The following is a 15,474-nucleotide window of genomic DNA, read 5'->3' as shown; positions in this document are numbered from 1 at the left end:
AAACTCAGAGGATCAGGCAAGTAATCCACTCAAATGCACTACAGAAGCCCTGCCGTCACCCGGAAAATGTGCGGACACTTCACAAGGAACATCCCTATGAAACGCCTCTTGCTCGCCCTGGGTTTGCTGGTGACTTCTCTTTCTTCATTTGGAGCCGATATGTCCAACGGTGCGGATAACTTCTACAGCAGCAACACAGTGACGGCCGAACCTGTCACCTTCAACAATCAATACGGCATGCAGGTCGCAGGCACGCTGTTCGTGCCCAAGCACCTGGCCCCGGGCTCAAAGCACGCAGCCCTTGTCGTCGGCCACCCGATGGGGGCCGTCAAAGAGCAAAGCGCCAACCTCTACGCCACCAAAATGGCTGAACAGGGTTTCGTGACCCTGTCCCTGGACCTGTCGTTCTGGGGCCAAAGCGCCGGCACACCACGCAACGCGGTGTTGCCCGACCTCTACGTGGAAGACTTCAGCGCCGCCGTGGACTTTCTCGGCACTCGCCCACAGGTCGACCGGGAACGCATCGGCGCCATCGGCATTTGTGGCAGCGGCAGTTTCGTGATCAGTGCGGCGAAGATCGATCCGCGTCTCAAGGCAATCGCCACGGTCAGCATGTACGACATGGGCGCGGCCAACCGCAATGGCCTCAAGCACGGCATGACCTTGCAACAGCGCCAGCAGATCCTGCGCCAGGCTGCCAACCAGCGCTATGTAGAATTCCAGGGCGGCGAGACCCTCTACACCGGTGGCACGCCGCAGAGCCTCACGGGCGATCCGATCGGCGACGAGTTCTACGACTTCTACCGTACCCCGCGCGGCGAAGTCACCCCAGCAGGCGCCTCATCGCAAACCACCACCCGGCCGACGCTGACCAGCAACGTCAAGTTCATGAACTTCTACCCCTTCAACGATATCGAGACGATCTCGCCACGCCCGCTGCTGCTGATTACCGGGGCCGACGCGCACTCCCGAGAATTCAGTGAAGACGCCTACCAACGCGCCGCCGAGCCCAAGCAATTGCTGATCATCCCCAACGCCGGCCATGTAGACCTTTACGACCGCGTCGAACTGATCCCGTTTGACACGCTCTCCACCTTCTTCCAGAGCCACTTGCAGTGAGTTCCGTTACCCCTCAACCGCAACGCTGGGGCGCGGTGCTGGCGATGTCGCTGGCGGCGTTTGCCTTGGTCGCCTCCGAGTTCATGCCGGTCAGCCTGCTGACACCGCTGGCGGCTGACTTGCAGATCACTGAAGGCCAGGCCGGCCAGGGCATTTCCGTGTCCGGGGTGTTTGCCCTGCTCACCAGCCTGGTGATCGCGGCGGTTGCCGCGCGGATGGATCGCAAGCGCCTGCTGATGGCCCTGACCCTGCTGATGATCGTCTCGGGCAGCGTGGTGGCGTTCGCACCGAATTACGCGGTGTTCATGCTCGGGCGCGCGTTGATTGGCCTGGCAATTGGCGGCTTCTGGTCACTGTCGGCGGCCACGGCAATGCGCCTGGTCGAGCCCGCCCAAGTGCCACGGGCCTTGGCCATCGTCAACGGTGGCAACGCCCTGGCGACGGTGATCGCGGCGCCGCTGGGCAGCTTTCTTGGCGGCCTGATTGGCTGGCGCGGCGCATTCTTTTGCGTGGTGCCAGTGGCCGTGATTGCGCTGGCCTGGCTGTGGCTGAGCTTGCCGGCGCTCAAGCACAGCGGCACAGCGGCCACCGGCAATGCGCTGCGCCTGCTGAAAAACCCCAAGGTGACCTTGGGCATGTGCGCTGTCAGCCTGTTCTTCATGGGCCAGTTCATGCTGTTCACTTACCTGCGGCCGTTCCTGGAAGGCGTGACCCGGGTCGAGGTGTCCACCCTGTCGCTGATGCTGCTGGTGCTCGGCCTGGCCGGCCTGGCGGGTACGGTGTTGATTGAGCACTTGCTCAAGCGCCACCTGTACCCGACGCTGATTGCCATCCCGCTGATCATGGCCGGCATTGCCCTTGCGCTGGTGGCGTTCGGTGGTTCAGCGATTGTCACCACCGTGCTGTTGGGCTGCTGGGGCCTGGTGGCCACTGCTGCGCCCGTTGGCTGGTGGACATGGCTGGCCCGCGCCTTGCCCGACGACGCCGAGGCCGGCGGGGGATTGATGGTCGCCATCATCCAGCTGGCGATTGCCGCCGGCGCCACCGTCGGTGGTGTGGCATTCGACGTGAGCGGCTATCAGGCCACCTTCGAGCTGAGCGCCGCCTTGCTGGTGATCGCCACGCTGCTCGCTTACCTGGCATCGCGCCGCCCTGCTCATGCGCGCATGGCGAGCGGCACTACTTGAAAAAATGACTCGGCGTTTTGCCAAACTGTTTCTTGAACATGCTGGTAAAAGCGCTGGGGCTTTCATAGCCCAATTCAAACGCCACATCGATGATCTTCTGCCCCACCGCAATGCGTTCCAGCGCCAGCAATAGCCGCGCTTGCTGGCGCCACTGGCCGAAGGTCATGCCGGTTTCCTTGCGGAACAGGCGCTGGATGGTGGTTTGGTCCAACCCCAACCGCGCACTCCAGTCGGCGACGGTGGAGGCATCACTCGGCTCGTCCTGCAACGCCAGGCAGATCGGGCTCAGGCGTGGGTCGGCAGGCTGGGGCAAAGACAGCGGCAAGGCCGGCAGGATAGCCAGTTCATCAAGAATCAGGTGCATGATCCGCGCGTCGCGTGAATCCTCGGCATACGGCGGTTTCAGGCTCACCGAGGCCTTGATCAGTTCACTCAGCAACGGCGAGACCGTCACCGTCTTGGGCTCGGCCGGCAGGTTGGGGAAGCTGTCCGGGCGCACGAACACGCTGCGCATCTGCAGCGTACCCACGCAGCGCAGCGAGTGAACTTGACCGCAAGGCATCCAAAAGCCACGATTGGGCGGCACCGTCCATTGCCTCAGGGCCGAGTACACCACCATCACACCGCCAATGGCGTACAGCAGTTGGTGCTTGTTGTGGCTGTGTTCGGGGATCACCCAGTTTTCGGGGTAATCGGTGGCCGAGCTGATGACGGCCCAGTCGCCCTCATCGATTTCTCGCAGAAATTTATCCAGTGATTTGATCATTTCGCCCTTTTTGCGATGGTTTCTGCCCGAATTGCGCGAGACAGGCATTGGCGCCGAATCTAGCATAAACGCCGAGTCCAGATGGAGTGGCGGTTCACATCACCGCCGCCCACCTCCACGCCTGTCAGCTGCCTTGTACGGAATGCCCGCATGTCCACAGTCACAGCGTCACCCGCCGCACCTTCGACCAGCCCGCAAGTAAGCCCCTTAGTCATGCGCGTCCTGGGCGCCTGTGCCCTGGCGCACCTGATCAATGACTTGATCCAGGCGGTACTGCCGTCGATCTACCCGATGCTCAAGGCCAACTACGGCCTGAGCTTTACCCAGGTCGGCCTGATCACCCTGACCTTCCAGTTGACCGCCTCCCTGCTGCAACCGTGGATCGGCTACCACACCGACCGCCACCCCAAACCCTGGCTATTGCCGGCGGGCATGGTGTGCACCTTGATCGGCATCTTGATGCTGGCCTTTGTCGGCAACTTCCCAGCGATATTGCTCGCGGCGGCGCTGGTGGGTGTGGGCTCATCGACCTTCCACCCGGAAACCTCCCGCGTCGCACGCCTGGCTTCCGGTGGGCGCTACGGCCTGGCGCAATCGACCTTCCAGGTCGGCGGCAACACCGGCAGCGCCTTCGGCCCGTTGCTGGCGGCGGCGATCATCATTCCCTACGGCCAAAGCCACATTGCCTGGTTCGGCCTGTTTGCGGTGTTCGCCATCCTGGTGCTGTACGGTTTGAGCCGCTGGTACCGCCACCACCTCAACCTGTTCAAGCTCAAGCAAGGCAGCCAGGCGACTCACGGTTTGTCCAAAGGCCGCGTGACCTTCGCCCTGGTGGTATTAGCTGTGCTGGTGTTTTCCAAATACTGGTACATGACCAGCCTGACCAGTTACTTCACGTTCTACCTGATCGAGAAGTTCCAGCTGTCGGTAGCCAGCTCGCAGATGTACCTGTTCCTGTTCCTCGGCGCAGTGGCCGTGGGCACCTTTGCCGGTGGCCCCATCGGCGACAAGATCGGCCGCAAAAAAGTTATCTGGTTCTCCATCCTCGGCGCCGCACCATTCACCCTGGCCCTGCCCTACGTCGACCTGTTCTGGACCGCCGTACTCAGCGTGGTCATCGGCTTTATCATCGCCTCGGCGTTCTCCGCCATCGTGGTGTTTGCCCAGGAACTGGTGCCAGGCAATGTGGGCATGATCGCCGGGATATTCTTCGGCCTGATGTTCGGTTTCAGTGGGATTGGCGCGGCGCTGCTCGGGATGCTCGCCGATCATCACGGCATCGAGTACGTGTACAAGCTGTGCTCGTTCCTGCCGTTGGTGGGTATCCTCACGGTACTGTTGCCGTCGACCAAAGGCGTTTGATCGGTTGCTGTAGGAGCGAGCTTGCTCGCGAAAAACTGACAGACGCCGCGTATATCAGGACACACGCGTTATCGTTGACGTTTTTCGCGCGCAAGAACAAGAACTAGGCGTGCCCCTCGCTCCTACAGGTTATGACTGACCCTCACACTGCGCCCGGTCTTCACCGACTCCAGCGCACAATCAGCCAGATGCAACGCATACAAACCATCACGCATACTGGTGGGCAACTCGCGCCCCTCATTCAGCGCATCGATGAACTGCGTCAGCTCATTGCGATACGCATCCGCGTAACGCTCAAGGAAAAAATGCTGCAACGGTTCCAACGCTTCGGTGTGCTCAGCGCTCCAATGGCGCACGGTGCTGGGCCGGTGATTGTCGGTCAGCAGCACGCCGCTGGCGCCGGAAACTTCTACGCGCTGGTCGTAGCCATACACCGCCTGGCGGCAGCAGTTGATATGGCATTGTTTGCCCGAAGCGGTGCGTAGCAAGACCATGACGCTGTCGTAGTCGTCGATCTGCTCCAGGGTCGGGTCCACCAGGCGGCTGGCGAAGGCGCTGACTTCCACGGGTTCCTCGCCGAGCAAATGGCGAGCAGTGTCAAAGTCATGGATGGTCATGTCGCGCAGGATCCCCCCGGAGTGTTCCAGGTAGTCACGCGGCGCCAGGCCAGGGTCGCGACTGGTGATGATCACCTGGCGCACGGCGCCGATCTGGCCGGCGTCCAGCGCCTGGCGCAGGCGCAGCATGTCGGGGTCGAAGCGCCGGTTAAAGCCAAGCATTACCTTGCCGCCCTGGCGCTCTACGGTTTGCGCAGCGCTGCGCGCCTTGGCGATGTCCAGGTCGATGGGTTTTTCGCAGAGCACCGCCTTGCCCTGGGCCACCGCAGCCAGTAACAGGTCGATGTGGGTGTCGGTGGGCGTGCCGATCACCACCGCATCGATGTCCTCGCGGCTCAGCACGGTGGCGCAGTCATACGCGGCCTCGCAGCCCAACTGGGTGCTCAAGGCATCGACACCTGCGCGCCAGGGATCGGCCACCAACACCAGCGTGGCATTGGGATGGGCGGCAACGTTGGCGGCGTGGATCTTGGCGATGCGCCCGGCACCTAGAACGGCGATACGTAGCATGGTCGAACTCCTGGATTATTATTGGATAGGGTGTTTCAGCGCTTCAGTCCGGCAGGTTGAACGGCGTGACGATCTGCACCTGTGACGGCGCAATCGGCCCGGCCTTCCATAGCCGGTGGTATTGCAGGATGTGCAGGAATACGTGGCGGGCATCGATCTGCAGGTTGTGATCAATGATCGCCGCGACTTTTTCTTCGCGCAGCAGTTGGCGGTTTTCTTCGTCAAGGTCGTGGCCGATGAATACCTCCAATGAACGGTCCTGCGCGGCAAACGCGTCGACAATTGCGCGGTTGCCACCGCCGACGCTGTACACCGCCTTCAGCCCGGGGTGCTGGTGCAAGGCTTGGGTCACTCGTTCAAAGGTGCGCTCATACACGCCGTAGCCGCCGCTGATATCCAGTACCCGCAGGTGCTCGGCGCGGCCACGCAGCCAGGCACGAAAACCCATCTCGCGCTCTTCTTCGCCGCGGAACAACTCGCTGCCGATCACCACCGCCACGTCCTGAGGATCGCTCGGCAGCCAGCGCGACATCAGGTAGGCAGCGGTCTGGCCAGCCGTGCGATTGTCCATGCCCACATAGCCGATGCGCTCGCTTTGGGGCAGGTCGGTGACCAAGGTCACCACCGGAATGCCGGCCGCAATCAGCTGCTTGACGGCCAGGTTCACCGCCGGTTCATCCGCAGCCTTGAGCACCACACCCTGGCTGCCCGTGTCGAGGCAGCGCAGCAGTTGGTCGTGCATGGCCTGGGGCTCGATCTCCTCGAACAGGTGAAAACGTGGCGCGATGCGAAACGGTGCCAGGCTGGCCAATTGGCCAACGATCGCCGCCTGCACCGCGGCGCTGAAACGCTGGGGCGTGTGCATGATTACGTCCACATGGAAGGTGCGCCCCACGGCCAAGCCATTTTTTTCCTGGGATTCCAACTCCTCCAATGCCTGCTCAATCCGCCGCCGGGTCTGGGCATGCACGCTGCCGCGCTGGTGCAGCACGCGGTCCACCGTGGCCTTGCTGACGCCAGCCTGGGTGGCGAGTTGCTTGATGGAAAAGTGTTTTGCGCGTTCGAGCATGGGTTTCGCCTGAGGTGTTTTTGAGGTCTTTTTTGGGCGTTACTGAGGTTTCGCAATGCTAGTCTCAGTTTTGCCTGGCGTCGAGCCAGGTCAGCAAAACAATAAAAATCCAGGAGAACCCTCATGCCCCACTCCGATCTTGCGACCTCGTTCAGCGGCCAATACTTTGTCGTAACCGGCAGCACCCAGGGCCTCGGCGCGGCGGTGGCCCATACCCTGGCTCGCCGTGGTGCGGCCGGATTGATTATTTGCGGACGTCGCCGTACCGAGGGCGAAGAGCAGGTGCGCCAACTGGCACAGCTGGATTGCCAGGCATTTTTTGTCGAGGCCGACCTGGAAAAGATCGAGGACTGCCGCGCAATCATCGAAGCGGCGCGCGTCCATTTCGGCACTTTGCACGGCTTGGTGAACTGCGCCGGCATGTCTGACCGTGGCACCATTCTCGACACCTCGCCGGAACTGTTCGAGCGCTTGTTTGCGGTGAATGTGCGGGCGCCGTTTTTCTTAATGCAAGAAGCGCTGAAGCTGATGATCAGCAGCGGTGTTGGGGGCGCGGTGGTCAATATCCAGAGCGTTACCGGTCATGGTGGGCAGTCGTTCTTGAGTGCTTATGCGGCGTCCAAGGGCGCGCTGGCGATCCTGACCAAGAACGTCGCATTCAGTGCCTTGCGCAACCGCATCCGCGTGAATGGCCTGAACATCGGCTGGATGGACACGCCCCACGAGGATCAGATCCAGCGCCAGTACCACGGCGCCCAGGACGGCTGGCTGGCCGATGCCGAACGCACCCAACCGTTTGGGCGCCTGCTCAAGCCCGAAGAGGTAGCGCGCAGCGTGGCATTTCTGCTGTCCACTGAGTCGGGAATGATGACTGGCGCAGTGATCGACCTTGAACAAGGTGTGGTCGGCTGCACCGACAGCAGCACCCCACAACCTCACCAGGCCCTGAGCCTTCCAGGAGGTATGTGATGTCGGCTTTCGTAACCGGCGACGCGGTGCGCCTGGCCGACTTCAGCCGGATCTGTGCGCAGCGCACCAACGCCAGCGACTACCCGCTGTGCCTTGAGGTACAAGGCAATGTGCCGATCTATCAGGCCCACACCTTGCGCAACAGCGACCGCCTGGTCGTCATGAACGAACTGCATCACCTGTTCCGTGACGGGCCCGGCGTAATGGTGGTGCGCCAAGCCTATGAAGACCTGGAAGTGGTGGACCGCCACAGCCAGGTCTTCGACGCGATCTTTGCCCATGAAGCCGCCCAGGGCGTAGCCGCCGATCACTTTGCCAAGGCCGGCAGCAATGGCAGGATCTGGAACGCGCTACAGAAGGCGGCCTTACAGTCCCCCGAATCCTTTGCCGAGTACTACGCCAACCCTCTGCTGGGGTTAATTGCCGAAGCCTGGTTGGGGCCGGGTTTTCAAGTCACGGCGCAAGTCAATGTGGTGCATCCAGGTGGCCAGGCGCAGCAGCCGCACCGAGACTATCACCTGGGTTTCCAGACCAACGATGTGGTCGAACGTTTTCCGCTGCCGCTGCATGCGCTGTCCCAACATCTCACGTTGCAAGGTGCTATCGCACATTCGGATATGCCGCTGGAAACCGGCCCCACCCAGCTGCTGCCCTTTTCCCAGCAGTATGCCTTGGGGTACCTGGCGTGGCGTCGCACGGAGTTTATCGACTACTTCCAGCACCACGCGGTGCAATTGCCGCTGAACAAGGGCGACTTGCTGTTCTTCAACCCGGCACTGTTCCATGCCGCCGGCACCAACCGCACGGCCGATCGCCAGCGCATGGTCAACCTGCTGCAAATCTCCTCGGCATTCGGCAAGCCGATGGAAGCCATCGACCGCGACCGCATGATGCTGGCGGTGTATCCGGTGCTGCTCGCCAACCCCAACCTGGATTCCCGCGCCGTGGTCGCCTGTACCGCAGACGGGTACTCCTTCCCCACTAACCTCGACACCGACCCACCCTTGAGTGGCCTGGCCCCGCAAACCGGGCAACAACTGATGCTGAAAGCCCTCGACGAACGCTGGCCGTGCTCGGACTTCGCCGCCGCCGTGGCGCAGCTGCGGGCCAAACGCCAAGCGTGAACCGCCCTGCTTTGACAACAACAAAAACAACGGAGCACAACCATGAAGAAGCAACTCCTTGCGGCACTGTTAGTCCTTGCGTTCAGCCCTTGGGCGCTGGCGGACATTCGCATCGGCGTGAGCATCGCCCAGGTAGACGACGTATTCCTCGCACAAATGCGCGACTACATGGCCGCCCACGCCAGGGAACTGCCCGATGTCACCCTGCAATTCGAAGACGCCCAGGGCGACGTGGTGCGTCAACTCAACCAGGTGCAAAACTTCACAGCCCAAGGCATGGACGCGATTATCGTCAACGCGGTGGACACAGCGGCCACCCAGAAGATGACGCTCAATGCCCAGCAGGCCAAGATCCCGCTGGTGTACGTCAACCGCCGTCCGGAGTTCAAGGAGGTGCCAGCGGGCGTGGGCTATGTCGGTTCGGACGAGATCAAGGCCGGCGAAATCCAGATGCGCTACCTGGCCGAGAAAATGGGCGGCAAGGGCAACCTGGCGATCATGCTCGGGCTGCTGTCCAACAACGCCACCCATAACCGCACGCTGGGGGTGAAGACCGTGCTAAAGGACTACCCAGACATCAAAATCGTCGAAGAACAAAGCGCCGAATGGCAGCGCGGCAAGGCGATTGACCTGATGAACAACTGGATCGTATCCGGGCGCAAAATCGATGCCGTCGCCGCGAATGCCGATGAAATGGCGATTGGCGCGGCCATGGCTATCAGCCAGGCAGGCATGCAGCCAGGCAAGGACATCCTGGTGGCCGGCAGCGACGGCGGCGCAGCTGGATTGGACGCGGTGAAAAAAGGCCAGCTGTTGGTCACGGTGTACCAAGACAACAAGGGCCAGGCAGTGGGTTCCATCGACCTGGCAGTGAAGATGGTCAAGCAGCAGCCGTACACGGCGGAGCTGACGATTCCTTATCAGCAGATCACCAAGGACAACTACCAAGCGTTCCTTAATCCCTGAAGACCGCGCACTACTCATGGCAAGGGAGCTAGCGCCCTTGCCATACAGGCTTAGTTGAGCGTTCGCCGAGAAAACCCATTAACCACGATATAGAGCAACGGCCCCACCGACACAAACACCGCCGTCAGCACAAAGTACGGCAACACCGAGCCTATCGACCGCCCTCGCCCACGCGCATCCCGGTACATCCACACACACGCCAGCACCGCCATCAGATACAGGTCAATTACCACCTGAGCCGTATCGGGCCGGGACATCAGTTCCCATCCAAATGCCAGCAGTGATTGCTCGGCCGTGAGCATGGTCGCCACCGTATAGACGGTAAATCCCAGCAAGGCCGCCAGGGCGATATAAGGTCTGTGCATGGTCTCTTCCTTGAAGTGCAACGTTAATCAACGCGGCCACCTTAGCGATAAGAGGCTGCCGCTCGCAATCCTGCTGACGTCTTTCCCGAGATGTCCTGCGCGCCGCCTACACGAAGTATGCCGCGCTGGTTTTGTGAAATATCTGTACGTAGACTGCCGCCATACCCCCACTTGAAGGCGGCGAAAAAAACGTGATGCAAGTTACTGAAGTCTCCATTGCCCAATTGCGCGCTGCGCTTGAAGCCGGCCAGACCACGGCGCTTGAACTGGTGCAGGCGTACCTGGCGCGGATCGACGCCTACGATGGCCCGCAAACGGCCACTGCGCTGAACGCCGTGGTAGTACGCAACCCCGATGCGCTCAAAGAAGCCCAGGCTTCCGATGCGCGCCGCGCCAAGGGGCAAACCCTCGGGCCGCTGGATGGTATTCCCTACACCGCCAAAGACAGTTACCTGGTCAAGGGGCTGACGGCTGCATCCGGCAGCCCGGCGTTTGCCAAGCTGGTGGCCCAGCGCGATGCCTTCACCATTGAACGCCTGCGGGCCGGCGGCGCCATCTGCCTGGGCAAGACCAATATGCCGCCGATGGCCAATGGCGGTATGCAACGTGGCGTGTACGGCCGCGCCGAGAGCCCCTACAACGCCGACTACCTCACCGCGCCGTTTGCGTCGGGCTCTTCCAACGGTGCCGGCACCGCCACCGCCGCCAGTTTTGCCGCCTTCGGTCTGGCTGAAGAAACCTGGTCCAGCGGTCGCGGCCCGGCCTCCAACAATGGCCTGTGTGCCTACACGCCTTCACGCGGGGTGATTTCCGTGCGCGGCAACTGGCCGTTGACCCCGACCATGGACGTGGTGGTGCCCTATGCGCGCACCATGGCCGACCTGCTGGAGGTGCTCGACGTCGTGGTGGCCGAAGACCTGGACACACGTGGCGACCTGTGGCGCCTGCAACCCTGGGTACCGATCCCCAGCGTCGCCTCGGTGCGCCCAGCGTCCTACGCGGCCCTCGCCGTCAGCAGCGAAAGCCTGGCCGGCAAGCGCTTTGGCGTGCCGCGCATGTACATCAACGCCGACCCGGAGGCTGGCACCAGCGAAAAACCCGGTATCGGCGGCCCGACCGGACAAAAGATCCACACCCGAGCCACGGTGATCGAACTGTGGCAAGCCGCACGCCAGGCACTGGAAGCCGCCGGTGCCGAAGTGATCGAAGTGGATTTCCCGCTGGTGTCCAACTGCGAAGGCGACCGCCCCGGCGCACCGACGGTGTTTACCCGTGGCCTGGTTTCCAAGGAATTTCTCCACGACGAGTTGTGGGAATTGTCGGCCTGGGCCTTCGATGACTTCCTGCGCGCCAACGGCGACCCGCACCTGAACCGCCTGGCCGATGTGGACGGGCCGAAGATCTTCCCCCACGACCCCGGCACCCTGCCCAACCGTGAAGACGACCTGGCCGCCGGCATGGACGAATACGTGCGCATGGCCCAACGCGGCATCTCCCCATGGGACCAGATCAGCACCGTACCCGATGGCCTGCGCGGCCTGGAACAAACCCGGCGCCTGGACCTGGAAGACTGGATGAACTCCCTTGGGCTCGACGCCGTGTTGTTCCCCACCGTGGCCGATGTAGGCCCGGCGGATGCCGATGTGAACGAAGCGTCTGCCGATATCGCCTGGAGCAACGGCGTATGGGTCGCCAACGGCAACCTCGCCATCCGCCACCTGGGCGTGCCCACCGTCACCGTGCCAATGGGCGTGATGGCAGACATCGGCATGCCAGTGGGGCTGACCTTCGCCGGGCGCGCCTATGACGATTCGGCGCTGTTGCGCTTCGCCTCGGCGTTCGAAGCCACCGGCAGCAAACGCATGATCCCGCCGCGTACGCCACCGCTGGCAGCCCGCTAAACGCGGTCAACCTGTGGCTGGCTTGCCTTAATGCCAGTCAGTTAAGGCTTTTTTGTAGGAGCGAGCTTGCTCGCGAAAAACTCACTGGCGCCGCGTTCATTCAGCAAACACGGGTTATCGTTGACGTTTTTCGCAAGCAAGCTCGCTCCTACAGAATTGGCCGCAGCGCCGACTCCATGTGGGAGCTGGCTTGCCTGCGATGGCGGCCGTTCAATCGACAGAGATGTCACATGTGCGGCAGGTAACCACGATGCGAAGCGAGCCGCCCTAGATCTTGATCTGCTCTTGATCTCGGGCGCCCCGTTAAACCACGCTGGCCGGAATTCGACAGGGATTTGGGGGGTAAACCGGCAGGGATGCCGGTTTAGCCGCCCCGCGCCATGGATGGCGCGTGGCGGCGGCCCCCCAAATCACTGGCGGATTACGGGCACACCGAGCCTAAGCGAGGTGCCGAGTGGTGGGGCAAGAGCGTTTTGCTTACTTTGCCGCTTTTGCAAAGTGAGCCGCCGTCAGGGCGGAACCCTAAGTGGCCGTTACCGCAGCAATGGATATGTACTCGGTATTACGGTGTCGACTGTGAGGCCGTCTTCGCAGGCAAGCCAGCTCCCACACTTTGCCCCTATTTCAAATCAAGCCCTGTGGCCGGGTGTTCGCTCACCACGCCACCACCTTGCGTACTTTCACCAGCGCCTCACGCAACGCCGCCATCGGCACCGAACCCAGGGCCAGGCGCAGCGCGTGGGGCACCTGGGCCGAAACCGCGAACGGTTCAGCGGTTGAAACAGAGATGCCCGCACGCTGCAAGGTCATGGCGACCTGATCGGCGCGGGCATCTTCCGCCAACGGCAGCCACAGAAAGTAGGAGGACGGGTGACTGATGGTCTCCACGCCCCTCAGCACCTGTGCCGCCAACGCCTGGCGAGCTTGGGCATCCGCGCGCTTTTGCGCCTCCAGTTGCGCCACTGTACCGTCTTCGAGCCAGGCCACCGCAATCGCACTCATCACCCCTGGCACGTTCCAGGTGGTGGCCATGATCGTGCGTTCCAGGCCGTTTACCCAAGCCATAGGCGCAGCGATAAAGCCCACACGCAACCCGGTGGCGACACTCTTGGACAGCCCGCCGATATACACCGTGCGCTCCGGTGCAAGATTCGCCAAAGGTGGCGGTGCTTCTTCGGCGAGAAACGCATAGGCGCCATCCTCGATGATCATCAGGTTGTGCTGCCGGGCGATTGCCACCAAGCGCTCGCGCTGCGCCAGGCTCATCACCCAGCCCAGCGGGTTGTGCAGGGTCGGCATGCTGTACACCGCTCGCACCGGGCGCTGGCGACACAGGCTGTGCAGGTGGTCCAGGTCCGGGCCGCAGGGAGTGACCGGGATGGCGACGAGTTCCAGGTGCAGGGTTTCGGCCAGCACCTTGAAACCCGAATAGGTCAGCGCATCCACCGCCACCACATCCCCGGGCTTGAGCAAGGTCATCATGCTCACCGCCAGGCCATGCTGGGCACCGCTGACCACCAGCACCTGCTCGGCTGGCACCGTCAGCCCGCGGTTCAACAAGTGCCGTGCCACGGCGGCGCGCTCGTGCACGCGACCGCCATGGGGCTGGTAGCGCAGCAGCGCCTCCAGATCGCCAGACAGGGCGAGCTGGCGCAACGCCGTGCGCAACAGCTCGGCCTGGCCCGGCAAAGACGGGTAGTTGAAATTCAGATCGAGCACACCCGCCGTAACCGTCATCTGCCCGCTGCCCTGCCCCGGCGGTAAGGCGATTTCACGCACGAAGGTGCCGCGCCCGGTCTCGCCACTGACCAGGCCCATGGCTTCCAGCTCGCTGTACACCCGGCTGGCGGTGACCAGCGCCAGGCCATGCTCGGCGGCCAATTGCCGGTGGGTGGGCAGCCGTGTACCGGGCAGCCACTGGCCGCTGCGGATGGCCTCGGCGAAGGTATCGACCAGCGACTTGTAGCGAGCACGGGGCATAAGGATGTATCCATGACAATTTTTTGATTGTCTTAATCTTCAATCCTAGGATGCCCAGCACGCAACTGCCTTTTCAGGACGCCCCCATGGAACGCACTTCTCCCCTCGGCACTCTGGACAACAGCACCCAGGGTTGGATCAACGGCTTTATCGGCGTGGTGATTTTCAGCGGCTCGCTGCCGGCCACGCGCCTGGCGGTGATGGAATTCGATCCGGTGTTCCTGACCATGATCCGCGCCACCCTCGCGGCGCTACTGGGGTTGTGCCTATTGGGGGTATTCAAGGAAAAACGCCCCACACGCCAGCAATGGGCCCCGCTGGTTATCGTCGCGATTGGCGTGGTGATCGGCTTTCCACTGCTGACGGCCCTGGCCCTGCAGTACGTGACCTCGGCCCATTCCATCGTCTTTATCGGCCTGCTGCCACTGGCCACGGCAGTGTTCGGCGTGCTGCGCGGCGGTGAGCGGCCGAGACTGGTGTTCTGGTTGTTTTCGATCCTGGGCAGCCTGTTGGTGATGGGTTATGCCGTTGCCCAAGGCTTGAGCGCCGCACCCGCGGGCGATGTGCTGATGCTGTTGGCGGTGCTGGTGTGCGGCCTGGGGTATGCCGAAGGCGCCAGGCTGTCGCGCAGCCTGGGCGGCTGGCAGGTGATCTGCTGGGCGTTGGTGGTGTCGCTGCCGGTGGTGGCACCCTTGAGCCTGGTGCTGGCGCCTGCCACCCTCAGCGGTATCAGCCTGCCGGCGTGGCTGAGCCTGGGCTACGTGGCGTTGTTCAGCATGTTGATCGGCTTTGTGTTCTGGTACCGAGGCCTGGCCCAGGGCGGGATTGCCGCAGTCGGCCAGTTGCAGTTGCTGCAACCGTTCTTCGGCCTGGCGCTGGCGGCGGGTTTGCTGCATGAACAGGTCAGCCTGGGCATGGTGCTGGTGACGGTGGCGGTGATCGGCTGCGTGGCCGGGGCGAAGAAGTTTGCTCGCTAACCCCTGGCCTGCTAAATAGAAGCGTCGCCAAACAACAAGGACTCTGCATGCACAGCGCTTCTCTCCAGGACACCACGGCGCCGGAAGGCATCTGCTACGGCTGCGGCAGCAACAACCCCCATGGCCTGCACATCAAGAGCCGCTGGGATGATGATGGCGTACACGTCATTGCCGAGCACCAACCCGAGGCCAAATACAGCGGCTGGCCGGACCTGGTCTACGGTGGCCTGATCGCCATGCTGGTGGACTGCCACTCCAACTGGACCGCCATGGCCTACCACTACCGCGCCGAACAGCGTGAACCCGGCAGCCTGCCGCGCATCGACTGCGTCACCGGTAATCTGGGGATCAAATTCATCAAACCCACGCCCATGGGCGTGCCCCTGGTCCTGCGGGCTCGGGTCGAAGGCGAAGTCGGCCGCAAAAGCCGGGTGGTCTGCGAAGTGTATGCAGGCGGCGTGCTCACCGCCGTCGGCGACTCGGTGTTCGTGCGCGTCGACACCGGGCAACTGGCCGCTGCCGCCCATGGCCGCGAGGTTTGATCTTGGTCTACAGTGACGGC

At 62.6% G+C, this 15,474-nt stretch carries 14 protein-coding genes; 9 read left to right on the top strand and 5 right to left on the bottom strand.

The window, feature by feature from the left end; translation table 11 throughout:
* The first annotated feature begins 96 nt into the window (after window positions 1-96).
* Together TX24_RS05920 and TX24_RS05915 are read left to right on the top strand one after the other, a co-directional pair.
* On the top strand, window positions 97-1,119 hold the full coding sequence (locus tag TX24_RS05920) for an alpha/beta hydrolase (protein WP_003190867.1): 1,023 nt from the start codon (window positions 97-99) through the stop codon (window positions 1,117-1,119).
* A complete protein-coding gene (locus TX24_RS05915) occupies window positions 1,116-2,306 on the top strand; it encodes an MFS transporter (RefSeq protein WP_057709890.1) in 1,191 nt (396 codons plus the stop codon). Before TX24_RS05920 ends, TX24_RS05915 begins: the two co-directional genes overlap by 4 nt.
* On the opposite strand, the gene TX24_RS05910 is transcribed toward TX24_RS05915, so the two are convergent.
* Window positions 2,299-3,120, bottom strand: coding sequence for an AraC family transcriptional regulator (locus TX24_RS05910; protein ID WP_034135456.1), 822 nt, complete (start codon window positions 3,118-3,120; stop codon window positions 2,299-2,301). The genes TX24_RS05915 and TX24_RS05910 overlap by 8 nt on opposite strands.
* Before the next feature lie 102 nt (window positions 3,121-3,222).
* Between TX24_RS05910 and TX24_RS05905 the strand changes: the two genes are divergently transcribed.
* Window positions 3,223-4,434: an MFS transporter gene (locus TX24_RS05905; protein ID WP_003190861.1), complete on the top strand. Its 1,212-nt coding sequence runs from the start codon at window positions 3,223-3,225 to the stop codon at window positions 4,432-4,434.
* 122 nt (window positions 4,435-4,556) lie between these two features.
* Here TX24_RS05905 and iolG read toward each other — a convergent pair whose 3' ends face one another.
* A complete protein-coding gene (iolG, locus tag TX24_RS05900; RefSeq protein WP_003190860.1) occupies window positions 4,557-5,561 on the bottom strand; it encodes an inositol 2-dehydrogenase in 1,005 nt (334 codons plus the stop codon).
* Between the two features lie 43 nt (window positions 5,562-5,604).
* The gene (locus TX24_RS05895; protein WP_057709889.1) at window positions 5,605-6,630 is read right to left on the bottom strand and encodes a LacI family DNA-binding transcriptional regulator; all 1,026 of its coding nucleotides are present in this window, start codon (window positions 6,628-6,630) and stop codon (window positions 5,605-5,607) included.
* Between the two features lie 123 nt (window positions 6,631-6,753).
* On the opposite strand from TX24_RS05895, the gene TX24_RS05890 reads away from it, so the two are divergent.
* The 3 genes from TX24_RS05890 to TX24_RS05880 are packed head-to-tail and all read left to right on the top strand — an operon-like array spanning window position 6,754 to window position 9,689.
* Window positions 6,754-7,599, top strand: a complete 846-nt coding sequence (locus tag TX24_RS05890) for an SDR family oxidoreductase (protein ID WP_057709888.1) — start codon at window positions 6,754-6,756, stop codon at window positions 7,597-7,599.
* The gene (locus TX24_RS05885; RefSeq protein ID WP_057709887.1) at window positions 7,599-8,723 is read left to right on the top strand and encodes a phytanoyl-CoA dioxygenase family protein; all 1,125 of its coding nucleotides are present in this window, start codon (window positions 7,599-7,601) and stop codon (window positions 8,721-8,723) included. Before TX24_RS05890 ends, TX24_RS05885 begins: the two co-directional genes overlap by 1 nt.
* 42 nt (window positions 8,724-8,765) lie before the next feature.
* A complete protein-coding gene (locus TX24_RS05880; RefSeq protein WP_003190856.1) occupies window positions 8,766-9,689 on the top strand; it encodes a sugar ABC transporter substrate-binding protein in 924 nt (307 codons plus the stop codon).
* Window positions 9,690-9,739: 50 nt separating this feature from the next.
* On the opposite strand, the gene TX24_RS05875 is transcribed toward TX24_RS05880, so the two are convergent.
* Window positions 9,740-10,054 carry a DUF2834 domain-containing protein gene (locus TX24_RS05875; protein ID WP_057709886.1) on the bottom strand — a complete coding sequence of 105 codons (315 nt, stop codon included), beginning with the start codon at window positions 10,052-10,054 and terminating at the stop codon, window positions 9,740-9,742.
* 191 nt (window positions 10,055-10,245) lie between these two features.
* On the opposite strand from TX24_RS05875, the gene TX24_RS05870 reads away from it, so the two are divergent.
* Complete coding sequence (locus tag TX24_RS05870) at window positions 10,246-11,955, top strand: amidase (protein ID WP_057709885.1); 1,710 nt, start codon at window positions 10,246-10,248, stop codon at window positions 11,953-11,955.
* A 654-nt stretch (window positions 11,956-12,609) separates the two neighbouring features.
* On the opposite strand, the gene TX24_RS05865 is transcribed toward TX24_RS05870, so the two are convergent.
* Window positions 12,610-13,935, bottom strand: a complete 1,326-nt coding sequence (locus tag TX24_RS05865) for an aminotransferase-like domain-containing protein (RefSeq protein ID WP_057709884.1) — start codon at window positions 13,933-13,935, stop codon at window positions 12,610-12,612.
* Window positions 13,936-14,021: 86 nt separating this feature from the next.
* On the opposite strand from TX24_RS05865, the gene TX24_RS05860 reads away from it, so the two are divergent.
* Together TX24_RS05860 and TX24_RS05855 are read left to right on the top strand one after the other, a co-directional pair.
* On the top strand, window positions 14,022-14,912 hold the full coding sequence (locus tag TX24_RS05860) for a DMT family transporter (RefSeq protein ID WP_057709883.1): 891 nt from the start codon (window positions 14,022-14,024) through the stop codon (window positions 14,910-14,912).
* A 47-nt stretch (window positions 14,913-14,959) separates the two neighbouring features.
* On the top strand, window positions 14,960-15,454 hold the full coding sequence (locus tag TX24_RS05855; RefSeq protein ID WP_034135447.1) for a PaaI family thioesterase: 495 nt from the start codon (window positions 14,960-14,962) through the stop codon (window positions 15,452-15,454).
* The last annotated feature ends 20 nt before the right edge of the window (window positions 15,455-15,474 follow it).

The organism is Pseudomonas lactis, assembly GCF_001439845.1.
Lineage (GTDB): Bacteria > Pseudomonadota > Gammaproteobacteria > Pseudomonadales > Pseudomonadaceae > Aquipseudomonas > Aquipseudomonas lactis.
This window is presented reverse-complemented; position numbering and strand designations above follow the sequence as displayed.